Source organism: Nocardia pneumoniae NBRC 100136 (assembly GCF_000308755.1).
Lineage (GTDB): Bacteria > Actinomycetota > Actinomycetes > Mycobacteriales > Mycobacteriaceae > Nocardia > Nocardia pneumoniae.
The window spans coordinates 39,394-53,955 of record NZ_BAGF01000023.1; the positions used below are offsets into that span (position 1 = coordinate 39,394).

Below are 14,562 nucleotides of genomic sequence, written 5' to 3' on the forward strand. Positions count from 1 at the left end.
CCCGCGACGAGCGCGGTGTCCGCAGGTGTCTGCGCTACCGTCGCGCGGCGCGGTCGCGCAGAATGCGCGCGGTCTGCTCGTCGCCGGGAAGGAACGCCTCCAGTTGAAGCTCGGCGAGCGTGATGTCGACGGCGGTGGCGAACGAGGTGAGCGTGGTGATCAAACGCAACTCGCCTTCGTCGCAGCGCAGGCGCAGCGGCACCGCGAAGCCGAGGTGGTCGGGGCCTGGATCGGCCTGCGGCAGATAGCCTTCCAGCTCCGCGATCAGCTCCTCCAAGGCGGGGTCGGGACTGCGCGCCATCCGGCCGCGTAGCGCCTCGGTGACGTGCCTGCCCCATTCCGGCAGGTTGAGCACTCGGGCGGCCAACCCCTCGGGATGCAGCGCGAGCCGAAGCACGTTGACCGGAGGTTCCAGCAACCACGGCGTGACGCCCTCGGTGAGCACATCGAAAGCGGCGTTCGCGGCGAGCAGGATGCCGTAGGGCCGCACAACCAGCGCCGGGTAGGGCAGATGACCGTCCAGGATGGCGCGCAGCGCCTCCAGCACCGGCGCCAATTCCGCGTTCTCGAGCTCTGATTCGGGGAAGATCGGCGCGTATCCGGCGGCGAGCAGCAGTCCGTTGCGTTCGCGCAGCGAGAGGTCCAGCGATTCGGCCAGGCGCACCACCATCGTGCGTCCCGGTCGCGAGCGTCCCTGCTCCAGGAAGCTCAGGTGACGCTGGGTGGTGTCGGCGCGGATCGCGAGGTCGAGCTGGCTGACCCGGCGCAGCGTCCGCCAATGCTTGAGCTGCCGGGCGAACCCGGTGGGTTCCGTCACCGTCGTCATAGCAGCAGTATTGGTCGCCGTGCGGTCGCGCGCCATACCCTGCGGGGAATCGCACGCGGTCGCGGCACCGGCAAAGCTCTGCTGCATGAGCAAGCACCTCGATGAACAGGAACTGGCGCACTTCGCCGAGCGGTACGTCGCGCTGTGGAACGAGCCCGACGCCGAGGCCAGGCATCAGCGGATCCGGCAGCTGTGGTCGGCGGACGGAGCCCAAGTGCTGGTCGACCCGCCGCAGGCAATGCGCGAAGCGCTGGCCGCGCTGGCCTTTCCGATCCCGACCGTGGAGATCCGCGGTCACGAAGCGCTGGATCGCCGCGTCGACCGCGCGTACGACGAGTTCGTCGCGCCGGGCGAGCACGTGTTCGCGGCGGGAGGACCAGCCGTGCGCCTGTCGGTGAACCTGATCGGCATCACCTGGCACATGGTGAGCAAGGCCGATGGCGCGGTGGTCGGCGGCGGATACGACGTCGTCGCGCTGGACGACACGGGCCGGATCCGGTGGGATCACCAGTACATCGGGGCCGCGTGATGAATGCCGTCGCCTATCGTCTGGACCCCGCACGCGGCGCGTTGACCGCCGAGCCGCGGCAGCTGCCCGAGCCCGGCCCGCGTCAGGTGGTGATCCGGGTGCGGGCAGCGTCACTGAACCGCCGTGACCTGATGCTCATGGACGGCACGTATCCCTTGCCCGCCGCGCCGGGGGTCATCCCGCTCAGTGACGGCGTCGGCGAGGTGATCGCCGTAGGCGAAGAAGTGACCCGCGCCGCGGTGGGCGACCGGGTGACCGGGACCTATTTCGTCCGATGGATCGATGGACCGCAGCGGCAAGCACACGTCGTCGAGCAGTACGGCGCCACTCATCACGGCATGCTCGCCACCTACGCGGTGCTGGAAGAGGATTCGGTGGTGCACGTGCCCGGTCACCTCACCGACGCGGAAGCCGCCACGCTGACCTGCGCCGGGGTCGTGGCATGGGCCGCGCTCACTACGCCGCTGCCGGTGCTGCCGGGCGAGACCGTACTGACGGTCGGCAGCGGATCGGTCGCGTTGTTCGGCGTTCAGCACGCCAAAATGCTTGGGGCGAGGGTCGTTGCGATCACCTCCAACGCGACGAAAGCCGAGCGGCTGCGTGCGCTCGGCGCCGACGAGGTGATCGATCGGAGCCGGACGCCGGACTGGGAATTCGCCGTGCTCGACCGTACCGGCGGCGACGGCGTGGAACACGTCCTGGATGCGGTGGGCATGGCGACGTTGCCGAAATCCGTGCGGTCCGGCGCGTACAACTCGCGGATCACGATGATCGGCGCGATGCCCGCGTCCGAACCGGCGTCGAGCAGTCCGTTCGGGACGTCGTATCTGTCCATCCGCCGCATCGCGGTGGGCAGCAGAACCGATTTCGAGGCGATGAACCGATCGATCACCGAACATCGGATGCGTCCGGTGATCGACCGCGTTTTCCCGTTCGACGACGCGGCAGCGGCCTATCGCTACCTCCGCACCGGCGATCCGTTCGGAAAGGTGGTGATCGAGTTGCCCTGAGGCTCAGGGGCAGGCGCTCAGCACCCGGACCATGGCGTCTTTCTCGGGCTGGGTAACCCAGAGCTGATAGGCCGCCTTCACCTGGATCTGCCTGGTCACGTAGGCGCAGTGGAAGCCCTTGTTGGGCGGCAGCCACTCGGCCGCGTCGGAATCGCTCTTGGACTGGTTGGTGGGCCCGTCCGCGGCCTGCAGGTTCAGCGGATCGTTCGCCAGGTCGCGGCGGCGTTCGGCGGAAAGCTTCTGAGCGCCTTTCTGCCAGGCATCCGAGAGCGCGACGACATGGTCGATCTGCACATCGTCGGACGACCGCACACCGCGCTCGAAGCGAATGGTCTTGCCCGTGTACGGGTCGTCGAGCGTCCCGGTCGCGACGATGCACTTGCCCGACTTGAACGTCACGTCGGTCATGTCGCGCTGGAGGATGTCGTTGCGGGTGTCGCAGCCGTTGTTGCCGCCGGGCACCGACACGTTGTCCGACCAGGGCGGGCCGAATTCCTCCCGGCTGTAGCCGGTTTTGGGGGCGCGGTCGGCGACGCGCAGGGAATTCAGCAGGGCGAGGGCGTCGCGGCTGGGTATGGCGGCGGTGCACGCCTTGCCGCCGGGACCGCACCCTGTCGCGGCGGTCGACTGGCTGGTGCCGAGGGAGGAGCAGGAGACCAGTCCGAGAGAAGTCGCGACCATGACGCTGATCAGGGCCAGGCGGTGTGCTGTGGATTTCATCGAACTTCCTAACGCCGAACCCACCGGAAACGTAACCGGCGTCAAAGTATCCATTTGCCACGCCGACACAAACGCACGGCGCGTATGAGATTCGGCACAGCTGCCCGGATCGGATTGGTGCGCCGAGGCGGTCGGACAGCAGGAGTGGGGCCCGCCCCCGAATCGCCGTGCCGGCGCCGACTCGGGGGCGGTCTATCACGAGGAGACCTGAGGAGCCGCGCGGTTGTGCGGATGGTTGTCCACTCCGAAGACCGCACTGGGACGACACCACGGGGCTGATGAGGGGGAGGTCCCGAGGTGTCGAGCCGCGCCTGCTCCGGACTCACTCGTGACGATCAGGGATGATCGGGATCCGGTCGACGCGGTCGGGTTCGGGCGACCTGTAGCCGCTTGCGCACCAGCACCATTGCCGCTCCATCTCGATCATGCTCGTTTCTACGTATCGAGACAGTAGATAGCCGCGCCGTTGATTGGCAAGTTCGGTAGTATATTTCGGAAAATTTCTCAGACGATCTTCAGTTTCCACCATGTATCTACTGCATGACTACGGACATTCACGTGCCGTAGCGCCGCACCGGCAAGTGTGACAAGCGTCACCGCACGGTCGGTCACAGGCGGGCGTGATCGTGTGTCCAAACCAGGTGAAGGCAAACAAGCCCGAACCTGGAAGGACGACATCATGCCCACCGTGGAAATACTCGACTCGTTTCTCCACTACCGCGACACCGGCGAGGGTGCGACCCCGGTTGTGTTCCTGCACGGCAACCCCACCTCCTCGTACCTGTGGCGCAACGTCATTCCGCATGTCGCCGACCGAACCAGAGCACTGGCGCCCGACCTGATCGGGATGGGTGAGTCGGGCAAGCCCGACATCGGCTACCGCTTCACCGATCACGCCGCCTACCTGGACGCCTGGTTCGACGCGCTCGGGCTGGACCAAGTGATCCTGGTCGGCCACGATTGGGGCGGCGCGCTCGCCATGCATTGGGCCGCCTCGCATCCCGGCCGGGTGCGTGGCATCGCGCTGATCGAGACCTTCTTGCGCCCGATGGGCTGGGACGAACTGCCTCCGCTCGGAGCTGAGCTTTTCCGCAAGTTCCGGTCCACCGAAGGCGAGCGAATGATTCTGGAGGAGAACACCTTCATCGAGTTCAACCTGCCCCATGGCGTCGCCGACCTGACCGCCGAGGACCACGACGTGTATCGCGCGCCGTATCCGACCCCGGCGTCGCGCAAGCCGCTGCTGGTGTGGCCGAGGGAATTCCCGCTCGACGGGGAACCCGCCGATGTGGTCGCCATCGTGCGCGAGTACGGCGCGTGGGCGGCCGCCACGCCCGAAGTGCCCAAATTGCTGATGGCGCTGGAGAACGGCGTCGGCTTGGGTTCGCCGGAGATGATCGACTGGGCCGCGACCACCTTCGCGGGCGCCGAGGTCGCGCCGATCGGTCCGGCCGGGCACCACGCGCCGGAGGACCGGCCGGAGGAAATCGGTCGCGCGGTCGCGGACTGGGCGGACCGGCACGCTTTGCTCGGTGCGGCCGCACGGTCGTGACGAGGGCTCCTCGACGGAGTCCGCACCGGCTCCGACACCCGGGGTGACCGGTGCCGCTTGCGCCGGCCGCGAGACAGGCCGAATGATGACCGGATGGGCACGGAGCAGGATCTGGTCGCGGCGGACGAGAAGGACATGGTCGCCCGCGCGGTCGCGGGCGACCGGGACGCCGTCGCGCAGGTGGTGCGCCAGTTGCAGGACCCGCTGTACCGGCTGGCCCTGCGCATGGTCTGGCGGCCCGCCGAGGCCGAGGACGCGACACAGGACATCCTGCTGCGCGTCCTCGACCACCTGCACACCTGGCGCGCCGAGGCCAAGCTGCTCACCTGGGCCTACCGCATCGGCGTCAACTACCTGCTGAATCTGCGACGGCAGACCCCGCAGGAGGCCGCCCAGCTGAGTCTGGACGCCTACCGGGAAGGACTGGCCGACGGGCTCGCGGACGCCGACTATCGGGGACCGGAGGCGCAAGTGCTCACCGCGGAGGTGCGGCTGACCTGTAGTCAGGGCATGTTGCAGTGCCTGGCCCGGGACGAGCGGATCGCCTTCGTGCTCGGCGATGTCTTCGAGCTGAGCTCGACCGAGGCCGCCTGGGTTCTCGGCGTCACCCCCGCCGCCTACCGGAAACGCCTGGAGCGCGCCAAGAAGCGGCTCGGCAACTTCATGAACGCGACCTGCGGCCTGGTCGACCCGGCGGCGTTCTGCCGCTGCTCACGCCGGGTGGACAAGGCTCTGGCCCTCGGCCGCGTCGACCCGCGCGAACCCGTGTTCGCGCGCCATCCGGTCAGCGCTGGCGGTCGCAACGCAGTCGAAGCCGAACAGCAGATGATCCATTTGCACGACGCGGCATCGGTGTTGCGCGCACACCCCGACTACGCCGCGCCGCAAGCGAAAATGGACGCGATCACCGGCTTGCTGGGCTCGGGCCGCTTTTCCATGCTGAGCGACGGCTGATCCGCCCGGAGCCCTCGGGGAGCATTCTCGGTAGTGCCGTCGCGCCGCACTCTCGTCGTCGGACAAGGATGCTCAGCCGGAATTTCGGTTGGAAGGGCCGGATGCGCTGCGATCGTCCGAGGCCGACGTTCCGCGCAGTTCGGTTGCGAGCCGGGCGATGTCGGCCGGGCCGACGCGGCAGCATCCGCCGATGACGCGTGCGCCGCGTGCGACCCATGCGCGTGCTTGTGCCGGGGCGTATCGGACGGGGCCGGTCCAGGTGTGGCGAACGGCGTCCCAGCCTTCGCCGCTGTTCGGGTAGGCGATCACGGGTTTGCGGGTGCCCGCGGCGAGTTCGGTCGCGGCGGTGACATCGGCGGGCGGGCAACAGTTCACGCCGATCGCGATGATCGAGTCCGACGCTGCGGCCACCGCGAAGGCGTCCGCGAGCGGCTGACCGGCCCGGGTGCGGGTGCCCGCGATGGTGTAGCTGAGCCACGCGGGCACACCGATGTCGGTCACCAGGTCGACCAACGCCTCGGCTTCATCGATGTCGGGGACGGTTTCCAGAGCGAGCAGATCAGCGCCCGCCTCCGCCAGCACCTCCATTCTCGGCCGATGCCAAGCCCGCAGTTCGGCCACACTGCGCCCATAACGTCCTCGATATTCCGATCCATCGGCACGGGCCGCGCCGTACGGGCCGATCGAGGCCGCGACCCATCGGGGCCTGCCGTCAGCGCAAGCGTCGCGCGCCGCGCGGGCCAGCTGCACACCGCGGCGCAGCAGCCGGATGGATTCCGCTCGGCTCAGCCCGCGCGCGGCGAAACCCTCGAACGAAGCCTGATAACTCGCTGTGGTCGCGATATCGGCGCCTGCCTGGAAGTATGCCGCGTGCACGGCCTCGATCGCGGCGGGATCGTCCACCAGCAGCCGGGCCGACCACAGTGCGTCGGACAGGTCGTGGCCGCGCGCCTCCAGCTCGGTGGCCAAGCCGCCGTCCGAGATCAGCACCCCCGCCGCGGGGTCGAACAGCACGGTTCCACTCTAATGCCTGGACCAGGAACGCTGTCCGCGCGAGGCAGCGGGCGCGATCGGCCGCGGGTTCACTCGTCGTCGCCGGGCTGGGCAGTCGGGGGAACGCCGGTGTCGAGGAAGCGGATCAGCCGCTCGATGCGTGCGGTGTGATCTACGCAGCGCTCCAAGTGGTGCCCGAGCAGTGCGTTGTCGATCGCCATATCGGTGGGCGGCTGGGACGCGGGGTCACGCAGCGCCGAATGCAATTGCTGGTGCAGCGTTTCCATCGCTGGTTCGGCGGCCGTCTCCTCGGGCAGCGGTTGCTGACCGGCGACCGCACGTCCCGCCAATGCCGTGCGCTCGGCCGCCAGCTTTCCCATCGCGGCGAGGATGTCCAGAATGGGCTGCGAGGCAACGTGTCCGGGGTGGCGCTGGTACACCTGATCGGCCACCCGGCTGGCCAGCCATCCGATCCGGGATAGTTCACCGGCGATCTGGATCGCGGTCACCACATGCCGTAGGTCGCGGGCGACGGGCGCCTGCAACGCCAGCAGCACCACGGTGCGCGCCTCGCACGCGCCGTACATCTTCTGCAACTGCTCGTCGAGCGCGAAGGCCTCATAGGTGGCGGCGAGGTCGGCGTCGACCAGCGCGTCGGTGACACGCTCGACGGCGTCGTGGGCGAGCGTGCACATCAGCGTCAAATCCTTGGTCAACGCGATGAGCTCGGCAGTGAACTGGGTCCGCACCGCCAAATTCTCACCTATCGACCGGCGCGGGGTCGATTCCTTACCGGATCTTCTTCGGTAACGACATCGCCTCGGCGCTACCGCCGCACGCTCCACCAGCGAAAGTGCGGCGGTGCAGCGACATCTCCTCGCGAGATCCCGGCGTCGGCGCGGCTGCTGGATACCGTGAGAGGCATGCACAACGATGCGGGTCCGCTACGCGTCCCCGAGTTGGACGCGGTACGGGGTTTCGCGCTGTGCGGGATGCTGGTGGTGACCATTCGGCAGATCGCGGACATGGCCGCGACCGACGAGACGGGGCTGGTGATTCCGGTCGGGCATGCGCTGACGGTGCTGTTCGAAGGACGGTTCCTGCCGATCTTCTCGTTCGTGTTCGGGCTCGGCTTCGCAGTGCTGCTGGACCATGCGGCCGAGCGCAGCGAGCGTCCGCGACTCCTCCTGGTCCGCCACTTGGCCGCGCTCGGCGTCATCGGCCTGATCCATCAGCAGTTCCAGCCGGGGGAGGCGCTGTTGCCGTACGCGCTGGTCGGGTTGGCGATCCTGCTGCCCGCGGCGGTGCTGCCGAATTGGGTGGTCCTGATCGCGGGCCTGGTCGGCACTGTCGGCGTGGCGGTGGCCCTCGGTGGCGACCTGGCTCTGGTGCCCGGCTTGTTCCTGCTCGGCCTGGCTGTGGCCCGCTCCGGGATCGTCGAGACGCTCCCCGAGCGGGGTTGGCAGATCGGTGTGGTCTTCGCTCTCGCGCTGCCCGCCGCAGTGGTGGCGGGCAGGTGGGAGTACCGCACACCGTATCTGGATTTGTGGTCCACCCCGGCCGCGGCGGTGGCGGGTCTGCTCGGCGCGCTCGCCTACCTGACCGGATTCCTGCTGCTGCTGCGCATCGAACCGGGGCAGGTGCTGTCGGAGGTGCTTCAGCCGCTGGGCCGGATGGCACTGACCAACTACGTCGCCGCCACGGCGCTGATCCTGCTCGCCGAACCGCGCCTCGGGCTGTCCGGCTCCGGCGACTACGCGGCGCTGCTGGGATCAGCGGTTGCGATCATCATGGGGCAGGCGCTGTTCAGCGCCCTCTGGCTGCGGTTTTTCGACTACGGCCCGCTCGAATGGGCGTGGTGGTGTGTCACCGTGTGGGCGGTGGTGCCGATCCGTCGTGCGCGGGTGCCGATCCGCCGGTATTGACCTCGGCCGCCAGCGCGGCCAGCGTGGCGGGCACCAGCGGCGCGGTGTCGAACTGGCCGGCGACCTCGACCAGCCACGCCAGCTCACCGGCCAGCGTGGATTGGTCCGGCTCGGTGAAGGATTCGTCGTCGAGGGTCGGTGGCAGGCCCAGCCGATGGGCCCGCAGCGCTGCGGCGATGCGCGCGGCTTCGATCGCGGCCGCCCGCGTGCGCTCCGGGACCGCCAGTTCGGTCGCCAGACGTTCGGCGACCGCGGTCGCCTCGGCGGACAGATGCGGCTGCAGGCGCAGCAGCCAGTCGCGAATCTCGATCACCCTGCGGTACACCCGGTCCCGCGCGTCCGGACGACGCAGGGACGTGTGCGCCAGCTCCGGGGCCACCTCCCGCAGGGCCAGCCACAGCGGACGCAGCCGGGGCAGCGCCCGCAGTCGTGCGACCGTATGCAGCAGCCAGGGCGCCAGCGAGGGGCACAGGTAGCCGACCAGCATGACCGTCGCGCCGAGACTGGCGAACGCGGGCGCGATGTCGGTGTTGAGGCGGCGCAGCCCGATGCCGAACCACGCCGCGACGATCGCGATCACCTTGCCCACGCTGTAGCCGAGCGCGATGGTGCTGCCCACCGCGAGCAGCCGCAGGCCGCGCCGCAACCAGATCTGGTCGACCTCACCGATCCACCCGCGGCACAGCAGAATGATCCGGATCAGCGCCGCCGAGTACACGGTGAGATAGACGCCGAGGAACGCCACCGCCAGCGGGACCTTCGCGTAATGGTCGTCGAAGTCGGTGGGATGGCTCTCGTCGTGCACCGGGGCCATCGTGAACAACAGCGCCAGCACCGCGAGCACGAGCAACGGCAGCGCGAGGATGCGCCGCCCGGCTCGATTGTCCGGCTCCTGGGGCGCCACCATGAACCCGGTCCACACGATCTGGGCGAGAACGGCGGTCGCGATGGCGCCGTACACGACGAGCGAAGCCAGATTGGGAATGCTGGAAACGTCTCCCAGCCAGGTATAGGTCTGCGGCACAGCGGCTTCGAACCCGATCCCCGCGGCGAGAATCGCGAACGCCACGGCCCAGCGGGCGGGATTGTCCGGGCTGCGCAGAGCGAGTCCGATGCGCCACAGGAACGCCGCGAACGCGAACGCGCCGATGCCGCCGTACACCGCCGCGAACCACATCGGCTCAGCCCTGTCCTGGACCGAGCGCGGCCAGCAGCCGACGCGCGGCGACGGGCGCGGAGTCGGGCAGCACCCACTCCTCCCGGGCGGTCCAGTGCGTGATGTGATGGGCCATCAGCATATTCGCGATGTCCTCCGCCTCCTGCTCCTGCGGCTGGGCGTAACTGGTGCGGCCGAGCATGCGCCGCACGACCGCCGGGTCGATATTCGGGGCGAGCAGACCCACCGCCTCCGCGCCGCGCACGTCGACGGTGCGATGCCCGGCCAGCAGATGACCGAGCTCGTGACAGACGATGTGGTCTTGGTGCACCTTCGAGGTATTGCGCTGGTAGGCAATGAAATCGATCGTTTCGGTGACCAGCAGGCCACCGGTGAGCCCGGTTACCGCGAAGCTTTCCGGGCGCAGCCGCAGCGGCCGGGCGCGGCGCTCGGCCACCGCCTCGGCGAGCTCCGCGACGGTGAACCGGCCGGGTAGTCCGAGGCCGCGCAGTTCGCGCCGCAGCCATCGACGATCCAGCACCGGCTGGTCACCTCCGTCCTCGCTCCACGCCGCGATCCGCATCGCTCACTCGCGTTCTTCGTTCTCGATGCGTCGCAGGATGTCCAGCATCGCCAGCACCGACTCCGCGCGGACGGTACCCTGTTGCAGCCCGTCGCGCAGCACCAACTCCAGCACTTCGTGTTCGGCATTTCCCTTGAGCGCGTTGATCAATGCCAGTTCGCTGCCCCGCGCGGCGGCCAGCCGCGGATCGGTGAACGGGTCGAGGCTGTCGAGCCCGAAGTAGCCGCGGAACACCTCCAGCGTCTCGTAGGACGGGTTCACCGCCTGCCCCGTGCGCAGCTTCCAGAGGTAGTTCGCGGACAGGCGCGCTCCGGTGGTGCGGTGGATGTCCTCGGCCAGAGCCCGGTGGGTGATCTCCACGGACCGTCCGTCTTTGCTCGCGGGCGGGTGCATTCCATTGATCAGCGCGTTGAGAGCCCGGGTGAACGGGTGTGGATCCTCCCCCATGGTCAGCGTGTCTCCTGTAGTTGACAGGGTCTGTGTCGTAGATCATACTCGTCCGTGCTCCGCCAGCGCATGCCGGTGTGGCCGCATCGAACGCCGTGCCCGTGGCGATGCTCCGGGCGGCCGCGAGAGGCCCGGCTCGCGAGAGCGGCAGCAGGTGGGGCGATCATCGTCGCTCGCCCCATCTCAACGGAGCTTCATCGGCAGCGTGAGCGGTCCGCGATGCCGGAAACCGGAGCGCCAGACGATGTCCCGCTCGTCCACCCGCAGCACCGAATCCGGCCACCGGGTCAGGATGTGGTCCAGAATCGCCACGGTCAGCGTGTGCACCAGCGCGTTGCCCAAGCAGGCGTGCACTCCATAACCGAGCGCGAGCTGCGCGCCGCGGTCTCTGGTCAGATCCAATTCCTCGGACCGGTCGAAGATTTCCGGATCGTGATTGGCGGAGGCGAGACACAGCAGCACGGTCTGTCCGGGCTGGATCGTGGTCTCGCCGATGGTGAGCTCGGTCGTCGCGAACCGCGGCCCGGCGAGCACCTGCGGGGACAGATAGCGCAGCAGCTCGTCCACCGCGCCCTGCTTGTCGGGCATCGCGCGCAGCAGCTCGCGCTGGTCCGGGCGGGGAAGCAAGGCGAGCACCGATCCGGCGATCAGATCGACCAGCACCTCGTACCAGACGAACAGCAGGTAGAACAGCAGCCCGGCCAGTTCGTCGGCGCTAGGTGACCCGGACCGGGCGTGCGCGGCCACCAGGCGGCCGAGCACGGTGTCCGCGCGGTGCGTGCGCGCGTGTGCGGTGGCATCGGTGATGATCGCCAGCATCGTGGTCAGCGTGTCGCGTGCGCGCGGGGGCGAGGCCGCGGGCAGCAGCGTCGAATTAGCCCAGCCGAGCAGGCTTTTCCGGGTCGGCTCGTCGAGACCGAGCAGCTCCCCGAGGATCGCCGCGGGCAAAGGCACCGCGAGGCGTTCGACCAGATCGATCGGCTCACCCGAATCGACCTCGCGCAGCAGTGAATTCACCAGGCCGGGAGCCAGCTCGGTCCACTCGGCCAGCCGCCGCGGCGACAGCTCGGCAGTCACCAGACCGCGCAACCGCGCATGGTCGGCCGGGGCGGCGTTGAGCAGGTTGTCCAGCGGTGGCGGCACGGCGAAGCCGCGATAGTCCTCCGCGTTCGCATAGTGGGCCCGCGTGGACAGCCGGTGGTCCAGCAATCCGGCGCGCACGTCGCGGTATCGGGTCACCAGCCAGGCCGGGGGACCGTCGGGCGTGCGGATTCGGTGCACGCCGCCCGCGGTGCGCAACCGATCGAGTGTGGGCCACGGGTCCCGCGCGAAGTCGGAGTCGAACACGTCCGTCACCTGGTCATCATCCCGCACACCCGTGCTAGGGATGCCGATGATGCGTGGACTGCCCGCGAAGCGGGCGCATGTGGCGCCGGGATACCCGGCCGGTGGCGCGCACCGCCCGAGACGCGATCAGGAGGCGGCGGCTCCGGTCTGCCGGATGGCGTCGAGCACCTCGCCGTAGGTGAGGGTGGAATTCACCAGGGCGCGCTCGGACGGCACATCGATGTCGACCGAATCGATGCCGTTGACCCCGCGCAGTGACGATTCGATCGCCGACGCGGACTCCCTGGTCACATTGTGCAAAGTAATCGTGTACGTCATGCGTTTCGCATAGACCGATTCGCAGGATGCAAACAATCGGTTTCGCTCGGTTTGATCGCCCCTGCTCCGGGAATAGCGGAGTTGTCATACAACTCGACACAACATGGGATTGTCATGATCATCATCATCGGGCTCGCCGTCTTGATCGCGGCGGTGATTATCGGGGTTGCCGCGGTGGTGGGCAACACCGGCGACGTCCAGCAATTCGCGGTATTCGACTACCAGTTCCACGACTCCACCGGAGCGCTGTTCGGTTACGGGATCGCGCTGGGTGCCATCGGGATGCTCGGGCTGGCGCTCGTGCTGTCCGGCGCCTGGCGGGTCACCCGGCGCGGCGCGGTGGCACGTCGTGAGCTCAGGCAGTCTCGCCGCGAGATGGCGGCGGTACGGCGTGATCTCGCGGCGGAGACTCCTGAGGCAGGCGCGCGGCCCACCAGCGAGCCAGCGTGGCGGCGGTGGCTGCACACACCCGCGCGAGCCGAGCGGGGGAAGACGGCTTCCACCTCGAAACCGTTGACCGCGAAATAATTATCGAGAAAAGGAAATACGGCAATGATTATTCTCGGCCTCATCCTCTTGGTCCTGGGCTGGCTGCTCGGAATTCCACTGCTCACCACTGCGGGCATCATCGTGCTGATCATCGGTCTGGTGCTGTTGATCGCGGGCTCGGTGGGCCGTCCGGTCGGTGGCCGCCGCTGGTACTACTAGCGGCCTCGGCGAGGCAGGAGTTGATCATGAAGTTCGAAGATCGCCTCACCCACCGAGCGCGGGCCACCCGGGGCAGGGTGAAGAGATTCCTCGGTAAAGCGACGGGAAACTCCCGGCTGAAGAACGAGGGGCGTCGTGAGCAGGCGCGCGGCAACCTGGAACGCGCCGCGGACAAACTACGGGATGCGTTCCGGCGCTGATCCGAGATCGGCCGGTGCCATGCGGGCGGCGAGGAGCCGCCGCGTGGCACCGGCTCGCCCGCGTCCCGGGGTCAGCGCGCTCCGGATCAGATTCCGGCCACGTCGGCGAGCTGCCCGATGCCGTAGGTGACGCCCATGGCCAGCGCGCCACCCAGCACCACCCGGATCACCGCGCGTCCGCGCGGGCTTCCGCCCAGCCGGGCACTGATCGAACCGGTGATCGCCAGGGCCGCCAGCACGGCCGCGAAGGTGACCGGGATGCGTGCGGTGACCGGCGGCAACAGGATGGCCAGCAGGGGAAGCAACGCGCCGAGTATGAAGGACACCGCCGAGGAGAACGCCGCCTGCCAGGGATTGGTCAGCTCGGCGGGGTTGAGGCCGAGTTCGGCTTCGGCGTGCGCGGTGAAGGCGTCGTGCGCGGTGAGTTCTTCGGCGACCTTGCGCGCCGTCTCCGCCGTCAGCCCCTTGGCTTGGTAGATCCCGGCGAGCTCGGCCAACTCGTAGTCCGGCTCGTCGCGCAACTCCTTGCGTTCTTTCGCCAGCAGGGCACGCTCGGAATCGCGCTGGGTGCTGACCGAGACGTATTCGCCCACCGCCATCGAGATCGCTCCGGCCGACAGGCCCGCGATACCCGCGGTGAACAGCGCCGCCGTGTCGGTCGTGGCCGCGGCGACGCCGACGACCAGGCCCGCGGTGGACACGATGCCGTCGTTGGCGCCGAGCACCCCGGCGCGCAACCAGTTCAGCTTGGACGCGAAGCCGACACCGTGTGGCTCGTGCGGATGGGGCCCGGGTATGCCGATCGTGCCGTCCATGAACGCAGACTATGTCACCGCGGCCGATCCGCTAGGCGCTCGATGCGCCGGGTCTCGGCCCGGACGGCTGCTTCGGTTGGCGGCGGACCGCTGCCGGATGCGGAAGCATCGCGCGGTGGACGATCTGCAGAACCAGTAGGAACAACACCGAAAGACCCGCGGTGGTGTAGTCGCCGAACAGCACGGCCAGCCCCGCGAACGCGGCGAACACCGGAATCTCCAGCAGCGTGCACCAGCGCAGGATCCGTAGTCGCCGCGCGTTGACGGTCAGCCGCCGCACCCCGTCGTCGATGATGGTGAGCGCGGTCTCATAGCGCACCATGCCGTCACCGACCTGGACGAACATGTGCACCGCTTGGTCGCGACTGAGTTCGCCGAGCCAGGCACGGTCGATCAGGCGTTTGCCCTCCTCGGCGACCTCCTTGACAACCGCGTCCATGCGGCCCCCTTCCCAGTGATCCCGGAGAGTCTAGCGGTCG

At 68.7% G+C, this 14,562-nt stretch carries 19 protein-coding genes; 8 read left to right on the forward strand and 11 right to left on the reverse strand.

Annotation, left to right across the window (positions count from 1 at the left end; genetic code table 11):
- Window positions 1-34: 34 nt before the first annotated feature.
- Window positions 35-826, reverse strand: coding sequence for a helix-turn-helix domain-containing protein (locus ON34_RS05690; protein ID WP_040775362.1), 792 nt, complete (start codon window positions 824-826; stop codon window positions 35-37).
- Window positions 827-911: 85 nt separating this feature from the next.
- On the opposite strand from ON34_RS05690, the gene ON34_RS05695 reads away from it, so the two are divergent.
- Together ON34_RS05695 and ON34_RS05700 are read left to right on the forward strand one after the other, a co-directional pair.
- On the forward strand, window positions 912-1,355 hold the full coding sequence (locus ON34_RS05695) for a hypothetical protein (RefSeq protein ID WP_040775142.1): 444 nt from the start codon (window positions 912-914) through the stop codon (window positions 1,353-1,355).
- Window positions 1,355-2,365: a zinc-dependent alcohol dehydrogenase family protein gene (locus ON34_RS05700; protein ID WP_040775143.1), complete on the forward strand. Its 1,011-nt coding sequence runs from the start codon at window positions 1,355-1,357 to the stop codon at window positions 2,363-2,365. The genes ON34_RS05695 and ON34_RS05700 overlap by 1 nt, the downstream gene beginning before the upstream one ends.
- A 3-nt stretch (window positions 2,366-2,368) precedes the next feature.
- Here the strand turns inward: ON34_RS05700 and ON34_RS05705 are convergent, their stop codons facing one another.
- Complete coding sequence (locus ON34_RS05705; protein WP_040775144.1) at window positions 2,369-3,085, reverse strand: HNH endonuclease family protein; 717 nt, start codon at window positions 3,083-3,085, stop codon at window positions 2,369-2,371.
- Between the two features lie 679 nt (window positions 3,086-3,764).
- Here ON34_RS05705 and ON34_RS05710 point away from each other — a divergent pair.
- Both ON34_RS05710 and ON34_RS05715 read left to right on the forward strand, forming a co-directional pair.
- A complete protein-coding gene (locus ON34_RS05710) occupies window positions 3,765-4,637 on the forward strand; it encodes a haloalkane dehalogenase (RefSeq protein WP_040775365.1) in 873 nt (290 codons plus the stop codon).
- A 93-nt stretch (window positions 4,638-4,730) separates the two neighbouring features.
- A complete protein-coding gene (locus tag ON34_RS05715; protein ID WP_040775147.1) occupies window positions 4,731-5,591 on the forward strand; it encodes an RNA polymerase sigma factor in 861 nt (286 codons plus the stop codon).
- Window positions 5,592-5,663: 72 nt separating this feature from the next.
- Here the strand turns inward: ON34_RS05715 and mmuM are convergent, their stop codons facing one another.
- Complete coding sequence (gene mmuM, locus ON34_RS05720; RefSeq protein ID WP_083889171.1) at window positions 5,664-6,578, reverse strand: homocysteine S-methyltransferase; 915 nt, start codon at window positions 6,576-6,578, stop codon at window positions 5,664-5,666.
- Between the two features lie 95 nt (window positions 6,579-6,673).
- A complete protein-coding gene (locus ON34_RS05725) occupies window positions 6,674-7,333 on the reverse strand; it encodes a phosphate signaling complex PhoU family protein (protein WP_040775369.1) in 660 nt (219 codons plus the stop codon).
- 174 nt (window positions 7,334-7,507) lie between these two features.
- Here ON34_RS05725 and ON34_RS05730 point away from each other — a divergent pair, with 174 nt between their 5' ends.
- On the forward strand, window positions 7,508-8,509 hold the full coding sequence (locus ON34_RS05730; protein ID WP_040775149.1) for a DUF418 domain-containing protein: 1,002 nt from the start codon (window positions 7,508-7,510) through the stop codon (window positions 8,507-8,509).
- On the opposite strand, the gene ON34_RS05735 is transcribed toward ON34_RS05730, so the two are convergent.
- The 5 genes from ON34_RS05735 to ON34_RS05755 all read right to left on the reverse strand — a co-directional run bounded on the left by ON34_RS05735 (window position 8,451) and on the right by ON34_RS05755 (window position 12,360).
- Complete coding sequence (locus tag ON34_RS05735) at window positions 8,451-9,686, reverse strand: MAB_1171c family putative transporter (RefSeq protein WP_051022175.1); 1,236 nt, start codon at window positions 9,684-9,686, stop codon at window positions 8,451-8,453. The genes ON34_RS05730 and ON34_RS05735 overlap by 59 nt on opposite strands.
- Window positions 9,687-9,690: 4 nt before the next feature.
- The gene (locus ON34_RS05740; protein WP_051022193.1) at window positions 9,691-10,206 is read right to left on the reverse strand and encodes an ImmA/IrrE family metallo-endopeptidase; all 516 of its coding nucleotides are present in this window, start codon (window positions 10,204-10,206) and stop codon (window positions 9,691-9,693) included.
- Between the two features lie 45 nt (window positions 10,207-10,251).
- Window positions 10,252-10,695 carry a hypothetical protein gene (locus ON34_RS33335; RefSeq protein WP_051022176.1) on the reverse strand — a complete coding sequence of 148 codons (444 nt, stop codon included), beginning with the start codon at window positions 10,693-10,695 and terminating at the stop codon, window positions 10,252-10,254.
- Between the two features lie 183 nt (window positions 10,696-10,878).
- A complete protein-coding gene (locus ON34_RS05750; RefSeq protein WP_040775380.1) occupies window positions 10,879-12,051 on the reverse strand; it encodes a cytochrome P450 in 1,173 nt (390 codons plus the stop codon).
- A 117-nt stretch (window positions 12,052-12,168) separates the two neighbouring features.
- Entirely contained in the window at window positions 12,169-12,360 is a 192-nt protein-coding gene (locus tag ON34_RS05755) for a heavy-metal-associated domain-containing protein (RefSeq protein WP_040775152.1), read from the reverse strand.
- Window positions 12,361-12,474: 114 nt separating this feature from the next.
- Between ON34_RS05755 and ON34_RS05760 the strand changes: the two genes are divergently transcribed.
- Genes ON34_RS05760 through ON34_RS34370 form a run of 3 tightly spaced genes read left to right on the forward strand, consistent with a single transcriptional unit; the run spans window position 12,475 to window position 13,268 of the window.
- Window positions 12,475-12,888 carry a hypothetical protein gene (locus ON34_RS05760; protein WP_051022178.1) on the forward strand — a complete coding sequence of 138 codons (414 nt, stop codon included), beginning with the start codon at window positions 12,475-12,477 and terminating at the stop codon, window positions 12,886-12,888.
- A gap of 24 nt (window positions 12,889-12,912) precedes the next feature.
- Window positions 12,913-13,068 (forward strand): DUF6131 family protein, encoded by a 156-nt coding sequence (locus tag ON34_RS36720; protein WP_085997020.1) that lies wholly within the window; start codon window positions 12,913-12,915, stop codon window positions 13,066-13,068.
- Between the two features lie 26 nt (window positions 13,069-13,094).
- On the forward strand, window positions 13,095-13,268 hold the full coding sequence (locus ON34_RS34370; protein ID WP_083889165.1) for a CsbD family protein: 174 nt from the start codon (window positions 13,095-13,097) through the stop codon (window positions 13,266-13,268).
- An 86-nt stretch (window positions 13,269-13,354) separates the two neighbouring features.
- Here ON34_RS34370 and ON34_RS05765 read toward each other — a convergent pair whose 3' ends face one another.
- Both ON34_RS05765 and ON34_RS05770 read right to left on the reverse strand, forming a co-directional pair.
- Window positions 13,355-14,083, reverse strand: coding sequence for a VIT1/CCC1 transporter family protein (locus tag ON34_RS05765; RefSeq protein ID WP_040775154.1), 729 nt, complete (start codon window positions 14,081-14,083; stop codon window positions 13,355-13,357).
- 31 nt (window positions 14,084-14,114) lie between these two features.
- Window positions 14,115-14,522: a hypothetical protein gene (locus ON34_RS05770; protein WP_040775156.1), complete on the reverse strand. Its 408-nt coding sequence runs from the start codon at window positions 14,520-14,522 to the stop codon at window positions 14,115-14,117.
- Window positions 14,523-14,562: the final 40 nt, after the last annotated feature.